An 18208-nucleotide genomic window follows, 5' to 3' on the forward strand; every position below is an offset into this window, starting at 1 on the left:
CCTCGGACGCGGTGCCGGCCGATGCTCGAATCGAGGAGGTGGCCGCAGTGGGCGGCCCGTTGAAGAAGTACCGGGTCACGTCGCCGTCCGGCGCCGAGACCGTCATGAAGCTGAACACAGCCGACGCGGAGGCGCGGGGCCTGGGCGAAGACGACCTCGCGACCGCGGCGCCGGCCCGGCGCGGCGCAGCCGAGGACGTCACCCTGCCCGAAGGCGACGGGGCGTCGGGCGAGCCGGAAGCGAAGAAGGCCCCGCCGGCACCGAACAAGGCTCGCACCACCTCGGCGAACAAGGGCCGCGGTGCCCGCGGTGGCAGCTGAGGAGTTCCTCGCCGACCCGGCCGAGCTGGCCACCTGGCTGGGCCGGGACGAGGACGATCCCAAGTTGCTCGCCGCGTTGCGGGCGGCCACCCGCCGCTTCCGTGGCGCGGTCGGTCACCCGGTAACCCTGGTCACGGACGACGTGGTCACGCTGGACGGCAACGGCCGGGAAAGCCTGCTGCTTCCGGTGTGGCCCACGGTCGCTGTGTCCGAAGTGCTGCTCGACGGCGTGGCGTTGGTCGAGGGCACCGACTACGCGTGGTCGGAAGCCGGCATGCTGCGTCTGCTCGGTGGCGCCCGGTGGCCCGACCGTCTTCGGTGCGTGCAGGCCACCTACACGCACGGCTGGGCGGACAACCCGGAGGACGTGCAGGAGGTGGTCCTCGACCAGGCCCGGACCATCTTCACCGTGCGGCCGGGGGTGCAGACGATGCAGACCGGAGGCCAGACCATCGGCTACGGCGCCCAGGCCGCCGTCGGCGTAACGGACCAGTGGGCGCGTGCGGTTGACCGGCACAAGGTCCGCACGGGCGGGGACGTGTGATGTTCTTCGACACCATCGTGCGGGTGCGCGCCGGCACGCGCACGGACCGCGGCGGCAACACCGTGCAGGACTGGTCGCCGGACGCCGTAACCAGGCTCACCGTGGATGACGTCAACGTGCAGCCGAACACCCAGACCGAGGCGACCGAGCCAGGGCGGAACGCGGTGGTGACTGGGTGGCGGGTGCAGTCCGCGCCGGGTGCCTCGCCCGACGTGACGGCCGTGGACCGGATCGAGTGGCGCGGCATGACCTGTGAGATTCAGGGCGAGGTGGCCCAGTGGCCCGACCCGCTCGACGGCTCGGTGCACCACATCGAGTTCACCATGACCCGGGTGACGGGATAGGAGGCCGCTGTGCTGAAGAGTTTCCGTCTCGACTCCCGCGGGGTGCGCGAGGTCCTGCAGTCCCAGGAGGTCCGCACCCTCGTGGACGGCGTGGCGGCCAGCATTGCCGATCACGTCCGGGGCCAGGTGGGTATGGCCAAGGTCGTTGTCCGCTCGTACACCACGGACCGAGGCGCGGCCACGGTCGAGGTGCAGGACGCGCGCGCCATGTCCTGGCAGGCCCGGGACGGACTCCTGACACGCGCGGCGGGACGCGCGGGCCTGGAAGTGAAGGCGGTCGAATGAAGCCCCTGGTCGTCTTCGGGGACGTCCAGGCCGCGGGGGCGGAGGTGCTGCGTACGGCTCTGGCAGGGCGGCCGGAGTCGTACGCAGCAGGTGTCACCGTCGGCACGCGCGTGCCGGGTGACCGGTCGCCGGAGGCCCCTCACCTGCCGTATGTCCTGGTTGCCAAGGACTCTGACACCCCGCATCCATCCATGGCCAACGCCCGGTGCACGCTGCGCATCACGGTGTGGCACGAAGACGCCGACCAGGCGCACGACCTGGCGATGCTGTGCCAGGGCCTGATGGTCGTGCACTCCGGGCCCGTCATCCGCGGGGTGCGACCCGGCATCGGACCGCTTCCCGCGGTCGACCACGAATCCGGTGTGGATCTGAGCACCTGCACGGTCCTCGCCAACGTCCGGCCAACGGTACTGGCCTGACCTCTACGAACCGCGGCACACCCTGTACCTGATCTCTTGAGGAGGACGCCGTGGCCGGCGACCCGAGCAACGCATCACTGTGGACCGACGCCGATGTCTACATCGGCCCTCTCTCGGCGGTGAACCCGACCAACGCAAACGCCCCGTTCGGGTCGGACTGGGGCCTGGTCGGGCTCCTGGACGGCGACGACGGCATGCCCGAGTCTCGCGACGAGGACACCGACGACAAGTACGCCTGGGGCGGCATCCTGGTCAGGACGTCGCGCGCGCACTTCAAGCTCACCAAGAGCTTCAGCGTGCTGGAGGACAACCCCACCACCCGGTCGCTGATCTGGCCGGGCTCGTCGGAAACCGAGATCGTGGTTCCCGTCCCCGTGCCGGTGAAGGTCGGGTTCGAGGTACGGGACTCCGGCACCGGGAAGGTCCACCGACTGATCACGCGTCGGTACGCCGTCATCGAGGTGGACGGCGACGTGGACCAGAACGAGACCGACCTGACCAAGGTGACGCTGGCCGCGACGATCTACCCGGACAGCGACAAGGTGCTGTTCGACCGGCAGACCACGCCGGTGCTGTCCAGCATCTCCGTGTCCCCGTCCAGCGCGAGCGTCGTCGTCGGGGACATTGCTGCGCTGACGGCCACCGCTACGTACGACGACTCCTCGACTCAGGACGTCACGTCCGCAGCCACGTGGACGTCCAGTGCGCCGAGCAAGGCCACGGTGTCCGCTGGTTTTGTCACCGGTGTTGCGGCCGGGTCCTCGACGGTCACCGCTGCGTACTCCGGCAAGACCTCCTCTTGCTCGGTCACCGTCACTTCGTCCTGACAGGCCGCCGGGGCGCGGGTGTTCGTCGCGGTTCGGCCGCGCCCCGGTGCACCACCCCTCGAACCGCGACCAACCGCGACAGGAGGAGCCGTGCAGCAGTTCACCGACGCTGAGGTACACGCCAAGGCGGTGGACCTCGGGCTCATCGACGAGGGCCACGAGCTCCCACGACACCAACGAGGCCGTGTCGTGGCCGTCCTCATGCAGCAGCGGCGGGCCGCAGCACGGCCGGAGCCCGAACCGGTGGCCGAGCCGCGTGCGGCTGCCTCGATCGTCATCCAGCCTGATGGGCGGATTGACATCGACGGCCGGCCGCTGCCGTGGCTGGTTGCCAGAGAGGCGATCGACGTGCGTCTGGCTCCCGAGGCTGACGGCATCAGCACCGTGCGGCTGACGCTGCTGGTCACCTCCGTACAGATCATCAAGCCTGAAGCAGAGAGCGAGAGCGCATCATGACCACCCGAACCGCGACGAAGAGCAGCGACGACCAGCCATTCGACTTCAACCTGGACGCCGTGCAGTCCGAGGTCGACCTCACGCCGTGGCGTGTCCACTGGGACGGTCGACGGTGGGAGTTCGCCCACATGCAGGATCTGGACGTGTGGCCGCTGCTGGAGGCCGCCGAGGGCGGCGACGTCGAGGCGATGGTGGGGATCTTCCGCACCGCGCTGGGTGACAAGCAGTGGTCCGAGTTCCGCAAGGTTCGACTGCCGCAGTACAAGATGAAGGCGCTGTTCGACGCCTACCGCGCGCACTCCGGGGTGTCTGAGGGGGAATCTCCGGCCTCGTCCGACTCCTGAGGGAGCACGGCGGGGCCGTGGAGGCCGACCTGCGGCAGCACTACGGCGTACGGCTCTCGGACCTCTTCGCCCGGGACGCCGCCGGCCGACCGCTGCTGACGTGGCGGGAGCTGGGCACCCTCGTGCGCCAGCTGCCGCCCGACGCGCGCACCCGCGTCGCCCTGGGCGAGGAGGACGGCCTGTGGGGGCTGGCTGAGCACCTGCAGGCCATGACGCTGGATGAGCTGCGTGTGGCGAACTGGCAGCGCGCAAACGAGGGCGTGAAGCGCAGCAAGCAGTCCAAGCCGCCCAAGCCGATCGCCCGGCCGGGCAGCAAGAAGCGCGGCAAGGACCGCGATTCGCCCGAGCGGCAGGCGGCGCGAACGGCAGCACTGCAACGCGCGGCCGCCCGACGGGCAGCCATCGCCTCCGGGGAGATCACATGACATCTGCGTGACGTGAGGGGGTGCCATGCCCTCCGTCGGATACGCAACGCTGCAGGTGATCCCCTCGGTCCGCGGCATCGGCGACGAGATACGCCGCCAGCTCGTCGGCCCGGCCGCCGACGCCGGCCAGCAGGCTGGCGACCAGGCCGGCGGCGGGCTGAAAGACAAGCTGCTGAAGGGCGCGGCTGCCGCCGGTGTGGCGGCCGGCGCCATCCTGGTCAAGGGCCTGACCGACGCCATCGACCAGGCCAACGTCACCTCCAAGCTGCAGGCGCAGCTGGGCACGTCCAACAAGGTCGCAGCGCAGCAGGGCAAGCTGGCCGGCAAGCTGTACTCCAGCGGCGTCACCGAGTCGTTCGAGGGCGCCGCGGACGCCATCAAGAGCGTCATGCAGGCGGGCCTGGCGCCGCCCGGAGCGACCACGAAGCAGCTGCAGGCGCTGGCCACCAAGGCCAGCGACGTGGCGACGACCTTCGATCAGGAGCTGGGCGGCGTCACGAACGCGGTGTCGCAGATGCTGCGCACCGGCCTGGCGAAGAACGCCAACGAGGCGTTCGACGTGCTCACCAAGGGGTTCCAGTCGGGCGCCGACAAAGCCGGTGACCTGTTGGACACGATGAACGAGTACGGCACCCAGTTCCGTAAGGCGGGGTTGACCGGCTCGGACGCGGTGGGGCTGATCAATCAGGCGCTGCAGGCTGGCGCCCGTGACGGTGATCTGGCTGCTGACGCGATCAAAGAGTTCTCGATCCGGGCGATCGATGGCTCGGACTCGACGAAGGCCGGGTTCAAGGCCCTCGGGCTGTCGGCGGACGACATGGCCGCGAAGTTCGGCAAGGGCGGCGCGACGTCGAAGGCCGCCTTGGACCTGACCCTGGATCGGCTCCGGGGCATGAAGGACCCAGTCGCGCAGTCCGCTGCTGCCACGAACCTGTTCGGTACGCAGGCCGAGGACCTGGGGAAGGCGCTGTTCGCCATGGACCCGTCCAAGGCGACGTCTGGGTTGGGGAAGCTGGGCGGGACGGCAAACAAGCTGGGCAAGGATCTGCGCTCCGGCCCGTCCTACGAGCTGCAGACGTTCGCCAGGACCATGCAGCAGAGCCTGGTCGACTTCCTGGGCGGGAAGGTGTTGCCGGTCCTCGGGCAGGTCGGCGGCTGGATCAACGCCAACGTGCTGCCGCCGCTGTCGGGCGTCGCCTCGGTCGTCGGTGCTGTCCTGGTGCCGGTGCTGTCCGGGCTGTGGTCGGCGGGGCAGAGCGTCGTCGGCTGGCTGCAGTCGATGGGGACCTGGCTGATCCCGATCGGTATCGCGGTGGGCGGGCTGACGCTTGCCCTCACGGCGCAGCAGCTGGCCGTAGCGGCGACCACTGCGGTGTTCTCCATCTACCGCGGGGCGATCCTGGCCTGGTCGGCGGTGCAGCGCGGCGCGACGATCGCGCAGGCGGCCTTCAACGCCGTGATGAACGCGAACCCCGTGATTTTGATCATTACGGCGATTCTGGCGTTGGGCGCTGCGGTGGTCGTGGCGTACAACAAGGTGGGCTGGTTCCGCGCGGCGGTGCAGGCGGCCTGGGCTGGCATTCAGGCGGCGGCGTTGTGGGCGTGGAACAACGTCCTCAAGCCGGCGTTCGCCGGGCTCGTCGCGGCGTTCAAGGCCATCGGGGCGGCTGCGTCGTGGCTGTGGACAACGGTGCTGCAGCCCGTCTTTGGGTTCATCGCCGGTGCTGCGAAGATCCTCGCAACCGTGATCGGCGTGATCGTGGTCGGGCCGATCATCCTTGCGGTGAAGGCGCTCGGCGCGATCTTCTCTTGGCTGTGGACCACCGTTTTGTCGCCGGTGATCGGCTGGATCGTGGCCGGCTTCAAGCTCCTGTGGGCCGGGATCCAGGTGGTGTTCGGCTACATCAAGGGCGGATTCTCTGCGGTTGGTGATGCCTTTGCATGGCTGTGGAACAACGTCCTGTCGCCGATCGTGGGCTGGATCGTCGCTAAGTTCCGGCTGTGGTGGGCCGGGGCGCAGGTCATATTCGGCTACATCAAGGGTGGCTTTTCCGCGGTCGGCAACGCTTTCCGTTGGCTGTGGAACAACGTTCTGTCGCCCGTCGTCGACTGGATCGTAGGAAAGTTCAAGCTGTGGTGGGCCGGAGTCAAAATCATCTTCGGCTACGTGAAGTCTGGGTTCTCTGCCGTAGGCGACGCCGCTAAATGGCTGTGGAACAACGGGATCAAGCCGGTGCTGGGCTGGATCGGCGACAAAGCAAAATGGCTGTGGAATAACGCCATGAAGCCGGCCTTCGGGTGGATCAAGGACGGGGTAAAGGCCGTCGGTGATTCCTTCCAGTCGGCGAAGAACTTCATAGGCAAGGCGTGGGGTGGCCTGCAGGAGATCGCAAAGAAACCTGTCCGGTTCATCATTGGCACCGTCTACAACAAGGGAATTGTCCCGACGTGGAATCTGATCGCGGACGCCTTCGGCGCGCCCACGATCAAGGCCATGTCGCTGAAGGGATTTGCCCGCGGCGGCGCGGTGCACGGACCGGGCACGGAGACGTCCGATTCCATCCTGACGACGCTGTCGCGCAACGAACACGTGTGGACGGCGAAGGAGGTGCGCGGCGCCGGCGGACACGGCGCGATGATGGCCATGCGGCGCGCCGCCGCGTCTGGGCAACTCCGCGGGGTTGTGCCCGGCTTCAAGGACGGGGGCGGCCTCTTCGGCTGGGTCGGTTCAGCGGTCAACACGGTCAAGGGCTGGGGCAGCGCGGCCTGGGACAAGGTCAAGGACGCCGCGAGCTGGCTCGCCGACGGCATCGAGGCGTCCGCGCGCGCGGGTGTCAAGGCCGTCGTCAACCCGCTGCTGGCAGCGCTCCCGGGAGCCAATACCGGCTTCGGGAAGATGATCCGGCGCCTTCCCGACAAGGCTCTAAACGCGATCTTCGGATACTCAAAGGCCGCGGACGACAAGGGAGCCAGCGTCGGGGCGGCCGCGGGGCCGGGTGCGCTGGGAAAGTGGATCGCGCGAGCGATGAAGCTTGCCAAGGTGCCGGCCAGCTGGGCGGCACCGCTGCGGACTCTCATCATGCGGGAATCCGGCGGCAACCCGCGGGCAATCAACCGGTGGGACTCCAACGCGAAGGCCGGGCATCCCAGCCAGGGCCTGATGCAGACGATTCCTTCGACGTTTGCGGCGTACCGTCTCAAGTCGTTGTCCAACAACATCTTGGATCCGATCGCCAACATCGTGGCGGGCATCCGCTACATCAAGGCGCGCTATGGCTCGATCTTCAACGTCCAGCAGGCAAATGCCAGCAAGGCACCCAAGGGCTACGCCAACGGTGGTCGGCCGCGTGCGGGTGAGCTGGCGTGGGTTGGTGAGCGGGGCCCGGAGCTGCTGCGTTTCAGGGGCGGGGAGGAGGTCTTCGACCACCGCACGTCCATGGCCATGGCTGCGGGGCTGCACCTGCGGGGGTTCGCGAAGGGCTCCAGCGCGGCGAAGGCCGCTGCCAGGGCCCGTGCCAAGGCGCGCGGGGAGGTCGGCGGGGACCTGGGTGCGTTCACCAAGAGCCTCACCGGGTCGGCGTCGTCGATTGCCTCGGCGGCCAAGGAACTGGCGAAGGACCTGACCGCTGCGGGCGGGGCCGGTCGGCGACTGGCAGCCTCGACGAACAGCACGTCGTCCCGCCTGCAGAAGCTGGCCAAGCAGCGTGACACGGTGGCGTCGAAGGTCGATGCGGCGAAGGCGTTCGCAGCCGACCAGAAGAAGGCCGTCACCGACTATCTCGGCCTGGGGCAGTTCTCGTCGGCCACGGGCCTGGGGGATGTGCTGGCCGGGCTGGAGACGCGGCTGAAGACGGTCAAGGACAACCGGGCCGACATCGCCAAACTGGCCAAGCGTGGCCTGTCCAAGACGGCCATCAGCCAGCTGTCCGGCCTCGGCCTGGACAGCACGCTGCCGGGCATTTTGGCGGGCGCCACGTCCAGTGAGATCAAGACCGTCAACCGGCTGCTCTCGCAGGGCTCGTCGCTGGCCACGTCGTACGGCAATGGCATGGCCGACCTGCTGTACGACTCTGGCAAGAATGCCTCCAAGGGGTTCTTGGCGGGGTTGCTCGGCCAGGAGAAGCAGATCCAGGCGGCTATGAACCGGCTCGGTGCCGGCCTGGTCAAGGGCGTCAAGCGCTCTCTGAAGATCAAGTCCCCGTCCCGGGTGATGCGGGACGAAGTAGGTGCACAGGTCGGCGCGGGTCTCGTGGTCGGCATGGACGCCACCGCCTCGTCGGTGGCAGCTGCAGCAGCCCGTATGGCCAACACCGCGGCCGGCGGTGGATACCGGTCGCTCACCGCCCCGGGCGCGGGTCGCGCCGGGGACGCCGGCCCGGTCGTCGTCGAGGTCCACACGCGGGACGAGGCGCTGGCGGACTTCATCGAGGTGAAGGTGCGTGGTGACCGGCAACGCGTCGCCAGCGTCGTGCGCGCAGGAAGGAGCAGGTAATGGGGATCCCCGGGAACTTCCTCTCGGCCGCTACGGAGGCCATTGACCCGGGGATCTCCGGCTGGGTAGCAAAGACCAACTGCGCCATCAGCCTGGGGAGCGGTGGCCGTAACGGCGCCGGTGTTCTGACGGTGGCGTCGTCGGCCGCCGGTGAGGCACAGGCTCGCACCGCCTCGTCGTACCCGGTCGACGTCGGCCAGACCTACGCAGCGTTCGCGGACGCCTCGGGAGCGACGGTGCCCGAGCGGATCGGCATCCAGTGGCTGACTGATGCGGGGGCGGAGGTGTCGGTGTCGTGGGGCCTGACGACGTCGGCGGCGTCCTCGTCATGGCACCGTATCTCCGCCGCGGCTGCCGCTCCGGTGGGGGCTACTCGGGCCCGGGTGCTGGTGTCCCTGATGACGCCGGCCGCGGCTGGCGTGGTCGGCTTCTTCGAGAACGTGTATCTGGGGCTGCCGCTCCGCCAGGCTCTGAACCTGCTCAGCTTCAACGCCGAGCAGGCTGAGATCGACCTGACCGGCTGGGCGGCCGGCACGAACGGCACCCTCACCCGTACTGCCCCGGCGGTGAACTGGGCGGTGAATTGGTACTACGCGGGCGGGCCAGTCCTGGCACTGTCGGCGACCGCGGCCGGGGACACTTCTGCGCTGTGCACTGAGCGGCCGAGCGTGCAGCCCGGGCAGGAGTACCTGGCGTACGCCTACCTCAACCCGCCCACCTCGGCCGCGACGACGTGGGTGGAGCTGCGCTTCTACGACGCCACGGGCACCCAGATCCAGGCCAACCGCGCGACTCTGCCCGCGCCCGGGACGGGCTGGTACCGGCAGACCACCTCCGGGGTAGCGCCGGCCGGCGCCGACTCGGCGAGCATCGCTTTCGGGATCACTGGCGCGACGGCCGGACAGGTGGTCCGGTCCGAGGGCGCCGTGATCAAAATCCGCACGGCCAGCCTGACCAACGCTCTGCCCAACTTGAACGTCGTTCCCTTCGCTGACGCTCAGGCAGAGCAGGGCACGGGTGCCTGGACGGTTCCGACCGGTCCGGCGACCCTCGCACGCTCAACGCCCTGGGGTTCTGCTGGCCTCTCGCCCTACTCTTACGCACTCGTCGTCTCCAGCACCACCGCGGCCGCCTCGGTGCTGCGGTCGGCGCGCTACCCCGTCTCGGAGCTGCTGAACTGGCGGATACTGCTGTACGCCCGGCGCGCGTCCGGCAGTTGGACGTACTCACCGTCGGTGCGCTGGTTCGACGCGGCCGGGACGCTGTTGTCCACCACCACGGAGATCACCTTCACGGTCTCCAGCGACGGCCAGTACTGGCTGTTCAGCAGCGATCAGATGGCTCCGGCAGGCGCAGCCACCGGTCAGATCGACCTGACACTGACCGCCACGTCTGCGTCGTCCGTACTGCACGTCGCCACGATCGTGATGGCGCAGGTACTTCCCCAGGCGGAGGCAACCGGTGACGACGAAAGCGCCTCGGTGCAGGTCGTGTTCCGTGAACTGCCGGCCGGGACGATCACGATGTACCGGGTGACTCCGTCCGGACAGCGAGATTTGGTCCGTGGCCCGGACGGACTGGTGGACGGCGTCACTCTGGTGTCGGACACCTACAGCGTCGAGGACTACGAGGCGCCGCTCGGGTCGGAGGTCCGCTACCAAGTCGAGGTGCGGTCGGCCACCACCGGCGCCGTAGTGGCCTACCGGGCGGCCGGTCCCGTCACCCTCGCCGCACCGGACCCAACGATGGTCTGGCTGAAGGACCCGATCGAACCGATGCGGAACGTGCAGCTGCAGGCGCAGCATCCTCTGCCTTCGTTCCAGCGGCCGATCGAGCAGGCCGTGCAGCGCGTCATCGGCCGCCGTAACGCCGTCGTCTACAGCGGCGAACGCTCGGGCGCCGAGGGGGACCTGGTGCTGTTCACTCGGACCGCCGAGGAGCGTGACCGGCTGAACTGGCTGCTTGACCCAGGGCACGTGCTGTTCATCCAGGCGGCTCCGCAGTCAGGCTGGCGGGACCTGTACGCCACGGTCGCCGAGGCCGCGGACGCCTCCGACGGTTCGAACGACGGCACATGGCGGGACTGGACACTGCCGTTGACCGAAGTAGACCGGCCGACGGGCGGGCAAGCGGGGTCCGCCAACCGCACCTGGAACGACATCCTCGTAGAGAACGCGACGTGGGGTGACGTGCTGGCCAGGTACGAGACCTGGTTGGACGTGCTGCTGAATCGGCCCAAGACCGGGGGGTGACCTCTTGTACCCCATCTCCGATCAGGCTCTGTCGCTGCTCAGTGAGTCCCACCGGGTGCTGTCGGAGGTGGAGTTGCACACCACCGACGGGCGCGTTCAGCTGCTGGACCACATAAGCGGCAGCGTCACCGCCGACCGCGGTTCGGCATGCCGGCGCACCTGCTCGGTGGTGATCCCCGATCCCGCACTGATCCCGCGCACTGAACTGGACAGGATCAGCGTCTACGGGGCGTACGTTGTACTGCGCCGCGGCATCGATCTGGGCAGTGGCCAGCGAGAAATGATCCCCCTCGGCCAGTTCCGCATCGATGACATCGGCGGTGACATCCACGCCGGCCCGGTCACCTTGAACGGCAAGTCCTTCGAGGCGTACCTGTCCGACGACAAGTTCACCGCGCCTACCAGCACCCGCGGCTACAGCATGGTCTCCACGGCAATCAGCTACCTGGTGTCCTCGTCGATGCCGTCACTGGTCATGGACACCACCCGGCTCGTCGACACGGCGTGCGGCGTGACGACGTGGGATATAGAAGGGGACCGACTGGAGGCCATACGGGAGGTGGCCCGGGCGGCGGGCTGTGAGGCGTACTGCAACGCGGACGGGACGCTGGTGGTGGCTCCGCTGCCGGACCCGTTGCTGACCACGCCAGTGTGGGAGATCCGCACAGGCGACCGCGGCAACATGATCAAAGCCGAGCGCAGCATGTCCTCACAAGGCGTCTACAACGGCGTCTCGGCCCGCGGCGAGAACACCGAGTCCGACAGCGGCCCCGTCTCCGCCCTCGTCGTCGATGACGACCCCTCCTCACCGACCTACTGGGGCGGCCCCTTCGGCCACCGCCCAAAGTTCATCTCCAGCAGCACGCTGACCACGACCGGCGCCTGCACGGCCGCGGCCACATACGAGCTGGCAGCGTCACGTCGACCCAACGCGACCGCAGACCTGAGCGCCCTGCCGAATCCGGCGCTTGAGCCGGGCGACGTGATCCGTGCCGTCTACAAGGACGGCACCCGCGAGCTGCACCAGGTGCAGTCGCTGACCATCTCCCTAGAGCCCGGCGGCGAGTTCAGCCTCTCCCTGATCGGCAGCAAGGAGGACGCCTGATGCCCTCCTCGGACGCCGACTTCGCGGACGCGCTGCTGGACGAGGCGGCACGCCAGGCCACCCGGACACCGGGCGTGCGCCGCTCCGAATGGCGCACCGGCACCGTCACCGCCGTGGACGTCGTACCGGGCACCGTCGACATCGACACCATCCGCGCCCGCCGGCTGGAGTCGTACGTGGCCCCGCGAGTCGGAGACCGTGTCATGATCAGCCAGTCGGGCATGGGCAACTGGATCGCCATCGGCCGCACCGCCAGCGCGGCAACCGCGCTCGGCCTGCCACGGTTCGTCTACAAGGCCGCCGCCACTGACCGAGCGTCCACCACCACGCGCACCGCCGACCCCGACCTGACCATGACGCTGGACGCCAACGCCGTCCACATCGTCGAATTCCACCTGCTCGTCGGCGGGCCCTCCGGCGGCCTGATGGTGACCTCCTGGAACGTCCCCTCAGGCGCAACCGGCCTGAAAGGCGCACACGGACCAGCATCAACCGCGGCGGGCGTCGACACGCTCACCAACGCCGGAGACAACATCAGCGGACGATTCGGCAGCCACGGGTTCACCACCACGGTCACGTACGGGCGCCGGGACTCCAACACCAACCTGCTGTACGCGATCGAGACCGGCACCGTCATCACCGGGGCGTCGTCCGGCACTGTGGCCATCGCCTGGGCGCAGTCCGCATCGAACGCCACCGCCACCCGCATGGGCCTCGGCTCATGGATGCGCGCAACGCGAATCGCCTAAGGAGGCCACGTGCTGAACTACCCGTTCCTCACCGTCGATGCCATCGAGACAGCCGAGTACGAGACCGGCTACTCCCTCACTCTGCAGACGGCCCCCAACGCCGTCCCACTTCCCGGCGCATCGGAGCAGGGCATTCTGGACGCGCTGCGCCAGTACTTCGAGGCCCTGAGCCCGACGGTCGAGGTGCGCGTGCGGCGTACCGAGGTCGTCACCACCGATGTGACCGCCTGAGGAGCGCCCGTTGTCGACCACCGACTCTCTGGGGCAGAACATCCCGGTGCCCACGCTCGCCGACGCCCCGAACATCGAGGCGCTTTCGGCCCTGGTCAACGCCCTCGCTTCCCCTGGCATCCTCAAGTTCCAGAACGCGACCGCGCGGGCCGCGGCCATACCTACCCCCACGCACGGCATGCTCACCGACCTGGTCGATGAAGACCGCATTGACCGGTGGGACGGCTCCCGCTGGTTCCCGATCACGCCGGGCCCGTGGCATGCATTCCCGTACGGCTCCGGGATTCAGGCGCACTCCGGCTCACCGGGATACCAGTTCGTCAACGGCCGGGTTCAGTTCCGCGGCCGCTTCAAGCTGGCCTCGGGAGGCCAGTTCACCACCGGTACGGACTGGCTGCTGGGCACCATGCCGCTGGGCTGGCGCCCGTCCTCGTACACGTACTGGGTCGTGCCCATCGAGATCGGTGCCGGTATCTACTACGCCCGTGCCGAGGTTCGCGACACTGGCGACATCATCGCCCAGACCCCGCCCGGCGCCACCTCAACTGTCAACGGCATGCACTGGCTGGGGCTGGAGGACCACAGTTACTCGCTGGACACCCCGCCCGTCACTCTCTAGGAGCCGTGGCATGCCGGTGCAGCCTGTGCCCGTCCCGACCGAGCCCGATCCGACGGGCGCCCCGGCCGGCGACCTCGAAACCCTAGTCAACCTCGGGCTGGAGGAACCTCCACCAGAGCCCAGCCCCGAGCCGCCGCCACCACCGACGGCCGAGTTCACCGTGCAGACCACGGACGAACCAACCTGACCTGCCCATTCCTATGCCCCGAGCCGAACCGGCCGGGGCCTTTCGCATATCTGGAGGCCCCTATGGCCACACCCCTTTCCGCCGATCGCCTGCTGGCCGTCCTCCGGGCCGAGGGCCTGACGGTGCACGAGCACTCGGGCTGGCGGACACACGAGCGCGACGCCGCGACAGGCAAGCCCTTCGGCCCGGTGCACGGCGTGCTCATCCACCACACTGCCGGCCACGGTGACCGCGAGATCTGCTACAACGGCCGGTCCGACCTACCCGGCCCCCTGTGTCATTCCTGGCTGGGCAAGACCGAGGGCCTGTGGATGATCTCGGCCGGGCGGGCGAACCACGCCGGGCTGGTCGACCTGGACGTCATCAACGCGCTGATGGCCGAGAAGTCGCCGCTGCCACACGACGACCAGGCCAACGCCGACGGCAACGACGTGCTTTACGGGATCGAGATCGAGAACCTGGGAAACGGCAAGGACCCCTACCCGGCGGAACAGTACCGACAGGCCGTGCTGTGGGCGGCGGCGCTGTGTCGGGCGCACGGCTGGTCGGAGCGCAGCGTGGCCGGTCACAAGGAGGTCCAGCCGGGCAAGGTCGACCCCAGCTTCGATATGGACATCTTCCGCGCGGACGTGCGCAAGCAGCTCGCCACGAAGCCGGGCAAGCCGGCCACTCCGCCGCCCACCCCGTCGGCGCCGCGGGTGGATCTGTCCCAGCTCGTCGCCGCGGCGCACGCGGACCCTCCCGCGAAGCAGGGGCACGTCACCTACCGGGCGGGCGTGAATCTCGTCGAGGCGGCGCTCGTCGCCGAGGGGATGCTCGCCAAGACGTACGCCGGTGACGGCAGTTACGGCACCACCACCAAGGACGCGTACGCCCGGTGGCAGCGGTCCCCGGCCGGCGGCGGCTACACCGGCAAGGACGCCGACGGCATCCCCGGCAAGGCCAGCCTGCAGCGCCTCGGCGCGCGGCACCACTTCACCGTCGTCGCCTGACAACTCACCTTCGGCGCGCTCCCAAGGCGTGCCGACCAGCAGAAACGGATACGACCATGAGTGCTCCCACTCCTCTTCCCGATGTCCAGACCGTGGTGAAGACGGCTCGCGTCTACGCCCGCGACCTGACCGAGCGTGTCCTCGCCACGTTCCTCCAGGGCTTCATCGGCGGCGTCGTCGTGACGACCCCGCTGGACCTGCCGATGTGGCAGGCCGCAGCCACCGGCGGCGTTGCGGCTGTGCTGTCCCTGGGCAAGGGTCTGTTCGCCCGGCTCGGAGAGACGAAGAACTCGGCCAGCCTCGCCAAGGGCGTCTGACCAAGGAGCACCACATGTCCGATGAGCCGACCCTCGGTGAAGTGGTCCGCAGGTTCGAGGATCGGTTCGCGGACGTGCGCGACGACATCGCAGGACTCGGCCGCCGCATCGACTCGAAGGTGAGCCAAGACGTCTACGACCTGCGCCACGAAGCGCTGGCCGCCAGGGTGGCCACGCTGGAGACCCTGCGGGAAAAGGATGTCGAGCGGATCGTGGCGACCCGCCGGTGGCTGATCGGCGCGGTCGTCGTGCCGCTGATCGGCATACTGCTGCCGGTCGCGCTACTGCTGATGCGGGGGGCGGGTTCATGATGCGGCCGCAGGTGCGCGCGGAAGAGCGACGGTGGCGACGTGGCGATGCCCTGACCGTGGCCGGGGCTCTGGTCCTCGGCGCGGCAATCGCGTGGATCGTCCTCACGGTTCAACAGCTCACAGGCGAGCTGCAGGACGCCAACCAGGCCAGGGATCTGCTCGCTCGGCAGGTGCAGCAGCTTGGTGCGCGGCCGGTGGCCGGCCCGCCTGGCAGCCGTGGTGATCCCGGCGAGACGATCCGTGGGCCGCGCGGGCCCCGCGGGCCGCAGGGGGCACCCGGCGAGCCGGGCCCGAGCGGGCCGAGTGGCAAGGCCGGCACGACCGGGAAGGCCGGCAAGGCCGGTGCCGACGGTCCCGCCGGAAGTAACGGATCCCCGGGCCCGGCTGGCAGCGACGGAGCGGCCGGCGCGGCTGGTTCGCCTGGCCCGCAGGGGCCGCAGGGCGAGCCCGGCCCGGCTGGCCCCGCAGGGAAGGACGGCCAGGACGGCGCGGCCGGCCGGGACGGTCAGACGTGCCCGGCCGGCTACTCTCTCCAGCCGCCGCCGGACGACCCGTATGCCCTGGTGTGTAGGAGGGATGACGCGCCGTCCCCTGAGCCCAGCCCCTCGTCGTCGCCTCCGGCGATCCTGTCGCCGGACCGGCGCAGGTCATGAGTAATGCCCCGCTCCTGCCGTGTGCAGGGGCGGGGCGTTTCGTCGTGTTCGGAGTCAGTTGGTCGTCGGCCCGCGAAGCGCGGCGGCCCACGTGTCGAGCAGCTCCTCGTACTTGTCCTGCTCCTCGGGCCACAGGGGGCGACCGGTGCGGGCGGCCATGAACCGGCGTATCGCCTCATTGGCCTCGGCGGTGGCGTCAGGGACGCATGTGATCGCCATGGGGCGAATCGTACGGGTAGGCACTGACAAACGCACACCGATTGGCTCGGCTTTCGTCGCACCGTCCGCTCAGTAGAGTGGCCCCATGATTCGCGCTGTGGTCTTCGATGTCGGTGAGTGCTTGGTCGACGAGACGCGGGAGTACGGGACCTGGGCTGATTGGCTGGGCGTCCCCCGGCACACGTTCGCCGCGATGTTCGGCGCAGTGATCGCGCAAGGCCGTGACTACCGCGAAGTGTTCCAGGAGTTTCAGCCAGGATTCGACCTCTACGAGCAGCGAGAGGCGCGTGCGGCGGCCGGTCAGCCGGAGCACTTCGACGAGACGGACCTGTACCCGGATGTGCGCCTTGCGCTCGCCCAGCTCCGCGCCGACGGTCTGTGGCTCGGCATCGCGGGCAATCAGACGGTGCGGGCTGGCGGCATCCTGCGGGATCTCTTCGCTGAGGATGTCGACCTGATTGGCACCTCAGACGACTGGGGTGCCAGCAAGCCAAACCCGCTGTTCTTCGAGCGGGTCGCCGAGGTGGTGCCGTTTGAGAACAGCGAGATCTTGTACGTCGGCGACCGTGTCGACAACGACCTCCGGCCGGGCGCCGCATGCGGGATGCACACAGCGCTCATTCACCGCGGCCCGTGGGCGACCATCCAGTGGAACACCGCGGAGGCGCGCGACCTGCCTACGTTCCGGGTCGAGTCCCTCGCGGAGCTGTCGGAGTCGATCAAGAAATTCAACGGGCAAGAGCGCTGACTGTCGTCGTCCATCCGTAGAGCCGTTCGTCGAGGTCACGTACGCACTGCTCGTGTTGGTGTGGAGCCAGGGCCCGGCGCACCTCTCGAACTCGGGCCATGCCGGTTGCGTACCAGGTGATCTCCAGCTGATCGAGTGCCAGGCGGGCGTATCGGCAAGCTTCCTCGGGCTGGCCGGCGGCCGCCTCTACGGCGGCCAAGTCCCCGTAGATCACGGTGGATTGCTTGGCTTCCGTGGCTGGCATCTTCTCCAGGACTTCCAGCAGGGTCTCGCGCGCCTGAGGAAGATGCCCTGCCTTGAGCTGAGTGTTTCCCTTGAACGCTGCGAGCCGCACTGGGCTGAACCAGTCGAGCCATGCGGGTGTGGCGTCTGTGGATCCGGCTTTCAGGGTGTCCTCGGCGTGGCCGATCAGATGCAATGCCGTGTGCGTGTTCCCGCTTCTGGTTTCGCACTCGGCCTCGACAGCGTCGAGCCACGCCCAGAGTTCGGCCGACGCGGGGCCGCGCCGGGCGTATGTGCGGGCAGCCACCATGCGTTCTGCTGCGGCCTCCCTGTCACCTGTCCAACCGGGGATGAAGGCGGTGTGGGCAAGGATTGCGGCTCCGAGTAGGGAATCGTCAGCCTCTCCAGCGGCTTGCAGGGCGCGGAGGAGTGTGGCGCCAGCATCTTCAGGCCCACGTAGGTCGAGGTCAAAGAACTCGATGCGGCCTGCGAGCAACAGAGTCTCGGCAAGGGCTGCGGCCACGGTACGACGAGTCTGGCCAGCGGTTTCTGTGAGGAGCACGCACCCCAGGTCGGCGTGCGCAACGATCGCCGAGTGCAGGGTCGCTGGAGCCACTGACCAGTACATGCGGCGATGAGCCTGGGTGCCGGTTTCGTAGTCGACCGCCACAGAGGCTGGCTGCATCGTCATGACGGATTGCGAAGGGACCGCTGATCGGCTGCTCCCGGTGCGCGGAGGCAAGAGGGCGTACCGTTGCTTGCCGGGCAGGCGATCTTGTCCGGCTGGTGGAGTGAAGCCAAGAGCTTCCATGTCCTGACCGGTAAGCTCCGTGAGGCGCTGCTGCATGTCGGCGTGCGGCCACGGCGGCCTCTGGGACTCCCACCGGCGCACTTGGCGCACATCGACGCCGAGGGCCTCGGCAAATGCTTGTTGTGTCGGGAAACCTGCCGCCAAGCGGGCGCACTTCAGCCGGGAGTTACCTGGGGGTCGCGGCACACTGCACCTCCATCGTGGGTCTGCTTCAGTGTTGCCCGAGAGTCCTCGTCTCCGCCAGTTATCACCCCTCCGGCGAGATGTAAGTCCCCTTTGCGGCATCTAAAAGTCCGTTAGAAGTCCTCGATGTAGAACCTCAACCCGGCAATCCTT

The 18208-nt window shown here is 68.7% G+C and carries 22 protein-coding genes; 20 read left to right on the forward strand and 2 right to left on the reverse strand.

The window, feature by feature from the left end:
* Positions 1-11: 11 nt before the first annotated feature.
* From AB0E02_RS06110 to AB0E02_RS06200, 19 genes are all read left to right on the forward strand, one after another.
* Positions 12-320: a hypothetical protein gene (locus AB0E02_RS06110; RefSeq protein WP_362136516.1), complete on the forward strand. Its 309-nt coding sequence runs from the start codon at positions 12-14 to the stop codon at positions 318-320.
* A complete protein-coding gene (locus tag AB0E02_RS06115) occupies positions 310-864 on the forward strand; it encodes a mobile element protein (protein WP_362136518.1) in 555 nt (184 codons plus the stop codon). The genes AB0E02_RS06110 and AB0E02_RS06115 overlap by 11 nt, the downstream gene beginning before the upstream one ends.
* On the forward strand, positions 864-1208 hold the full coding sequence (locus AB0E02_RS06120) for a hypothetical protein (RefSeq protein ID WP_362136520.1): 345 nt from the start codon (positions 864-866) through the stop codon (positions 1206-1208). Before AB0E02_RS06115 ends, AB0E02_RS06120 begins: the two co-directional genes overlap by 1 nt.
* 9 nt (positions 1209-1217) lie before the next feature.
* The gene (locus AB0E02_RS06125; protein ID WP_362136522.1) at positions 1218-1493 is read left to right on the forward strand and encodes a hypothetical protein; all 276 of its coding nucleotides are present in this window, start codon (positions 1218-1220) and stop codon (positions 1491-1493) included.
* A complete protein-coding gene (locus tag AB0E02_RS06130; RefSeq protein WP_362136524.1) occupies positions 1490-1912 on the forward strand; it encodes a hypothetical protein in 423 nt (140 codons plus the stop codon). Before AB0E02_RS06125 ends, AB0E02_RS06130 begins: the two co-directional genes overlap by 4 nt.
* Before the next feature lie 50 nt (positions 1913-1962).
* Positions 1963-2739: an Ig-like domain-containing protein gene (locus tag AB0E02_RS06135; RefSeq protein ID WP_362136526.1), complete on the forward strand. Its 777-nt coding sequence runs from the start codon at positions 1963-1965 to the stop codon at positions 2737-2739.
* Between the two features lie 90 nt (positions 2740-2829).
* Positions 2830-3195 (forward strand): hypothetical protein, encoded by a 366-nt coding sequence (locus AB0E02_RS06140; RefSeq protein WP_362136528.1) that lies wholly within the window; start codon positions 2830-2832, stop codon positions 3193-3195.
* Positions 3192-3539, forward strand: a complete 348-nt coding sequence (locus tag AB0E02_RS06145; protein WP_362136530.1) for a hypothetical protein — start codon at positions 3192-3194, stop codon at positions 3537-3539. The genes AB0E02_RS06140 and AB0E02_RS06145 overlap by 4 nt, the downstream gene beginning before the upstream one ends.
* Positions 3540-3556: 17 nt before the next feature.
* Positions 3557-3964 (forward strand): hypothetical protein, encoded by a 408-nt coding sequence (locus AB0E02_RS06150; protein ID WP_362136532.1) that lies wholly within the window; start codon positions 3557-3559, stop codon positions 3962-3964.
* 25 nt (positions 3965-3989) lie between these two features.
* Entirely contained in the window at positions 3990-8456 is a 4467-nt protein-coding gene (locus tag AB0E02_RS06155) for a phage tail tape measure protein (protein ID WP_362136534.1), read from the forward strand.
* Positions 8456-10708 carry a hypothetical protein gene (locus AB0E02_RS06160; RefSeq protein WP_362136536.1) on the forward strand — a complete coding sequence of 751 codons (2253 nt, stop codon included), beginning with the start codon at positions 8456-8458 and terminating at the stop codon, positions 10706-10708. The genes AB0E02_RS06155 and AB0E02_RS06160 overlap by 1 nt, the downstream gene beginning before the upstream one ends.
* Before the next feature lie 4 nt (positions 10709-10712).
* Positions 10713-11813, forward strand: coding sequence for a DUF5047 domain-containing protein (locus AB0E02_RS06165; protein WP_362136538.1), 1101 nt, complete (start codon positions 10713-10715; stop codon positions 11811-11813).
* Positions 11813-12562 (forward strand): hypothetical protein, encoded by a 750-nt coding sequence (locus AB0E02_RS06170; protein ID WP_362136540.1) that lies wholly within the window; start codon positions 11813-11815, stop codon positions 12560-12562. Before AB0E02_RS06165 ends, AB0E02_RS06170 begins: the two co-directional genes overlap by 1 nt.
* Before the next feature lie 9 nt (positions 12563-12571).
* Positions 12572-12793 (forward strand): hypothetical protein, encoded by a 222-nt coding sequence (locus AB0E02_RS06175; protein WP_362136542.1) that lies wholly within the window; start codon positions 12572-12574, stop codon positions 12791-12793.
* A 10-nt stretch (positions 12794-12803) separates the two neighbouring features.
* Positions 12804-13412, forward strand: coding sequence for a hypothetical protein (locus tag AB0E02_RS06180; RefSeq protein WP_362136544.1), 609 nt, complete (start codon positions 12804-12806; stop codon positions 13410-13412).
* A 10-nt stretch (positions 13413-13422) separates the two neighbouring features.
* The gene (locus AB0E02_RS06185) at positions 13423-13599 is read left to right on the forward strand and encodes a hypothetical protein (RefSeq protein ID WP_362136546.1); all 177 of its coding nucleotides are present in this window, start codon (positions 13423-13425) and stop codon (positions 13597-13599) included.
* Between the two features lie 62 nt (positions 13600-13661).
* Positions 13662-14591, forward strand: a complete 930-nt coding sequence (locus AB0E02_RS06190; RefSeq protein ID WP_362136548.1) for an N-acetylmuramoyl-L-alanine amidase — start codon at positions 13662-13664, stop codon at positions 14589-14591.
* Positions 14592-14647: 56 nt separating this feature from the next.
* Positions 14648-14908 carry a hypothetical protein gene (locus tag AB0E02_RS06195; RefSeq protein ID WP_362136550.1) on the forward strand — a complete coding sequence of 87 codons (261 nt, stop codon included), beginning with the start codon at positions 14648-14650 and terminating at the stop codon, positions 14906-14908.
* 14 nt (positions 14909-14922) lie between these two features.
* Positions 14923-15219, forward strand: coding sequence for a hypothetical protein (locus AB0E02_RS06200; protein ID WP_362136552.1), 297 nt, complete (start codon positions 14923-14925; stop codon positions 15217-15219).
* Positions 15220-15926: 707 nt separating this feature from the next.
* On the opposite strand, the gene AB0E02_RS06205 is transcribed toward AB0E02_RS06200, so the two are convergent.
* Complete coding sequence (locus AB0E02_RS06205) at positions 15927-16091, reverse strand: hypothetical protein (RefSeq protein ID WP_362136554.1); 165 nt, start codon at positions 16089-16091, stop codon at positions 15927-15929.
* Between the two features lie 85 nt (positions 16092-16176).
* Here AB0E02_RS06205 and AB0E02_RS06210 point away from each other — a divergent pair, with 85 nt between their 5' ends.
* A complete protein-coding gene (locus tag AB0E02_RS06210; protein WP_362136556.1) occupies positions 16177-16839 on the forward strand; it encodes an HAD family hydrolase in 663 nt (220 codons plus the stop codon).
* On the opposite strand, the gene AB0E02_RS06215 is transcribed toward AB0E02_RS06210, so the two are convergent.
* On the reverse strand, positions 16820-18058 hold the full coding sequence (locus AB0E02_RS06215) for a helix-turn-helix domain-containing protein (RefSeq protein ID WP_362136558.1): 1239 nt from the start codon (positions 18056-18058) through the stop codon (positions 16820-16822). The two genes, AB0E02_RS06210 and AB0E02_RS06215, sit on opposite strands and share 20 nt — an antisense overlap.
* Between the last annotated feature and the right edge of the window lie 150 nt (positions 18059-18208).

The sequence above is a fragment of the Streptomyces sp. NPDC048196 genome (genome assembly GCF_040652715.1).
Classification (GTDB): domain Bacteria; phylum Actinomycetota; class Actinomycetes; order Streptomycetales; family Streptomycetaceae; genus Streptomyces; species Streptomyces siderophoricus.

Excerpts from the sequence above, each read along its gene's own strand:
- AB0E02_RS06120 (WP_362136520.1), top strand. The coding sequence starts at position 864 with ATGTTCTTCGACACCATCGTGCGGGTGCGCGCCGGCACGCGCACGGAC.
- AB0E02_RS06130 (WP_362136524.1), top strand. The coding sequence starts at position 1,490 with ATGAAGCCCCTGGTCGTCTTCGGGGACGTCCAGGCCGCGGGGGCGGAG.
- AB0E02_RS06145 (WP_362136530.1), top strand. The coding sequence starts at position 3,192 with ATGACCACCCGAACCGCGACGAAGAGCAGCGACGACCAGCCATTCGAC.
- AB0E02_RS06155 (WP_362136534.1), top strand. The coding sequence starts at position 3,990 with ATGCCCTCCGTCGGATACGCAACGCTGCAGGTGATCCCCTCGGTCCGC.
- AB0E02_RS06160 (WP_362136536.1), top strand. The coding sequence starts at position 8,456 with ATGGGGATCCCCGGGAACTTCCTCTCGGCCGCTACGGAGGCCATTGAC.
- AB0E02_RS06170 (WP_362136540.1), top strand. The coding sequence starts at position 11,813 with ATGCCCTCCTCGGACGCCGACTTCGCGGACGCGCTGCTGGACGAGGCG.
- AB0E02_RS06185 (WP_362136546.1), top strand. The coding sequence starts at position 13,423 with ATGCCGGTGCAGCCTGTGCCCGTCCCGACCGAGCCCGATCCGACGGGC.
- AB0E02_RS06190 (WP_362136548.1), top strand. The coding sequence starts at position 13,662 with ATGGCCACACCCCTTTCCGCCGATCGCCTGCTGGCCGTCCTCCGGGCC.
- AB0E02_RS06195 (WP_362136550.1), top strand. The coding sequence starts at position 14,648 with ATGAGTGCTCCCACTCCTCTTCCCGATGTCCAGACCGTGGTGAAGACG.
- AB0E02_RS06200 (WP_362136552.1), top strand. The coding sequence starts at position 14,923 with ATGTCCGATGAGCCGACCCTCGGTGAAGTGGTCCGCAGGTTCGAGGAT.
- AB0E02_RS06205 (WP_362136554.1), bottom strand. The coding sequence starts at position 16,091 with ATGGCGATCACATGCGTCCCTGACGCCACCGCCGAGGCCAATGAGGCG.
- AB0E02_RS06210 (WP_362136556.1), top strand. The coding sequence starts at position 16,177 with ATGATTCGCGCTGTGGTCTTCGATGTCGGTGAGTGCTTGGTCGACGAG.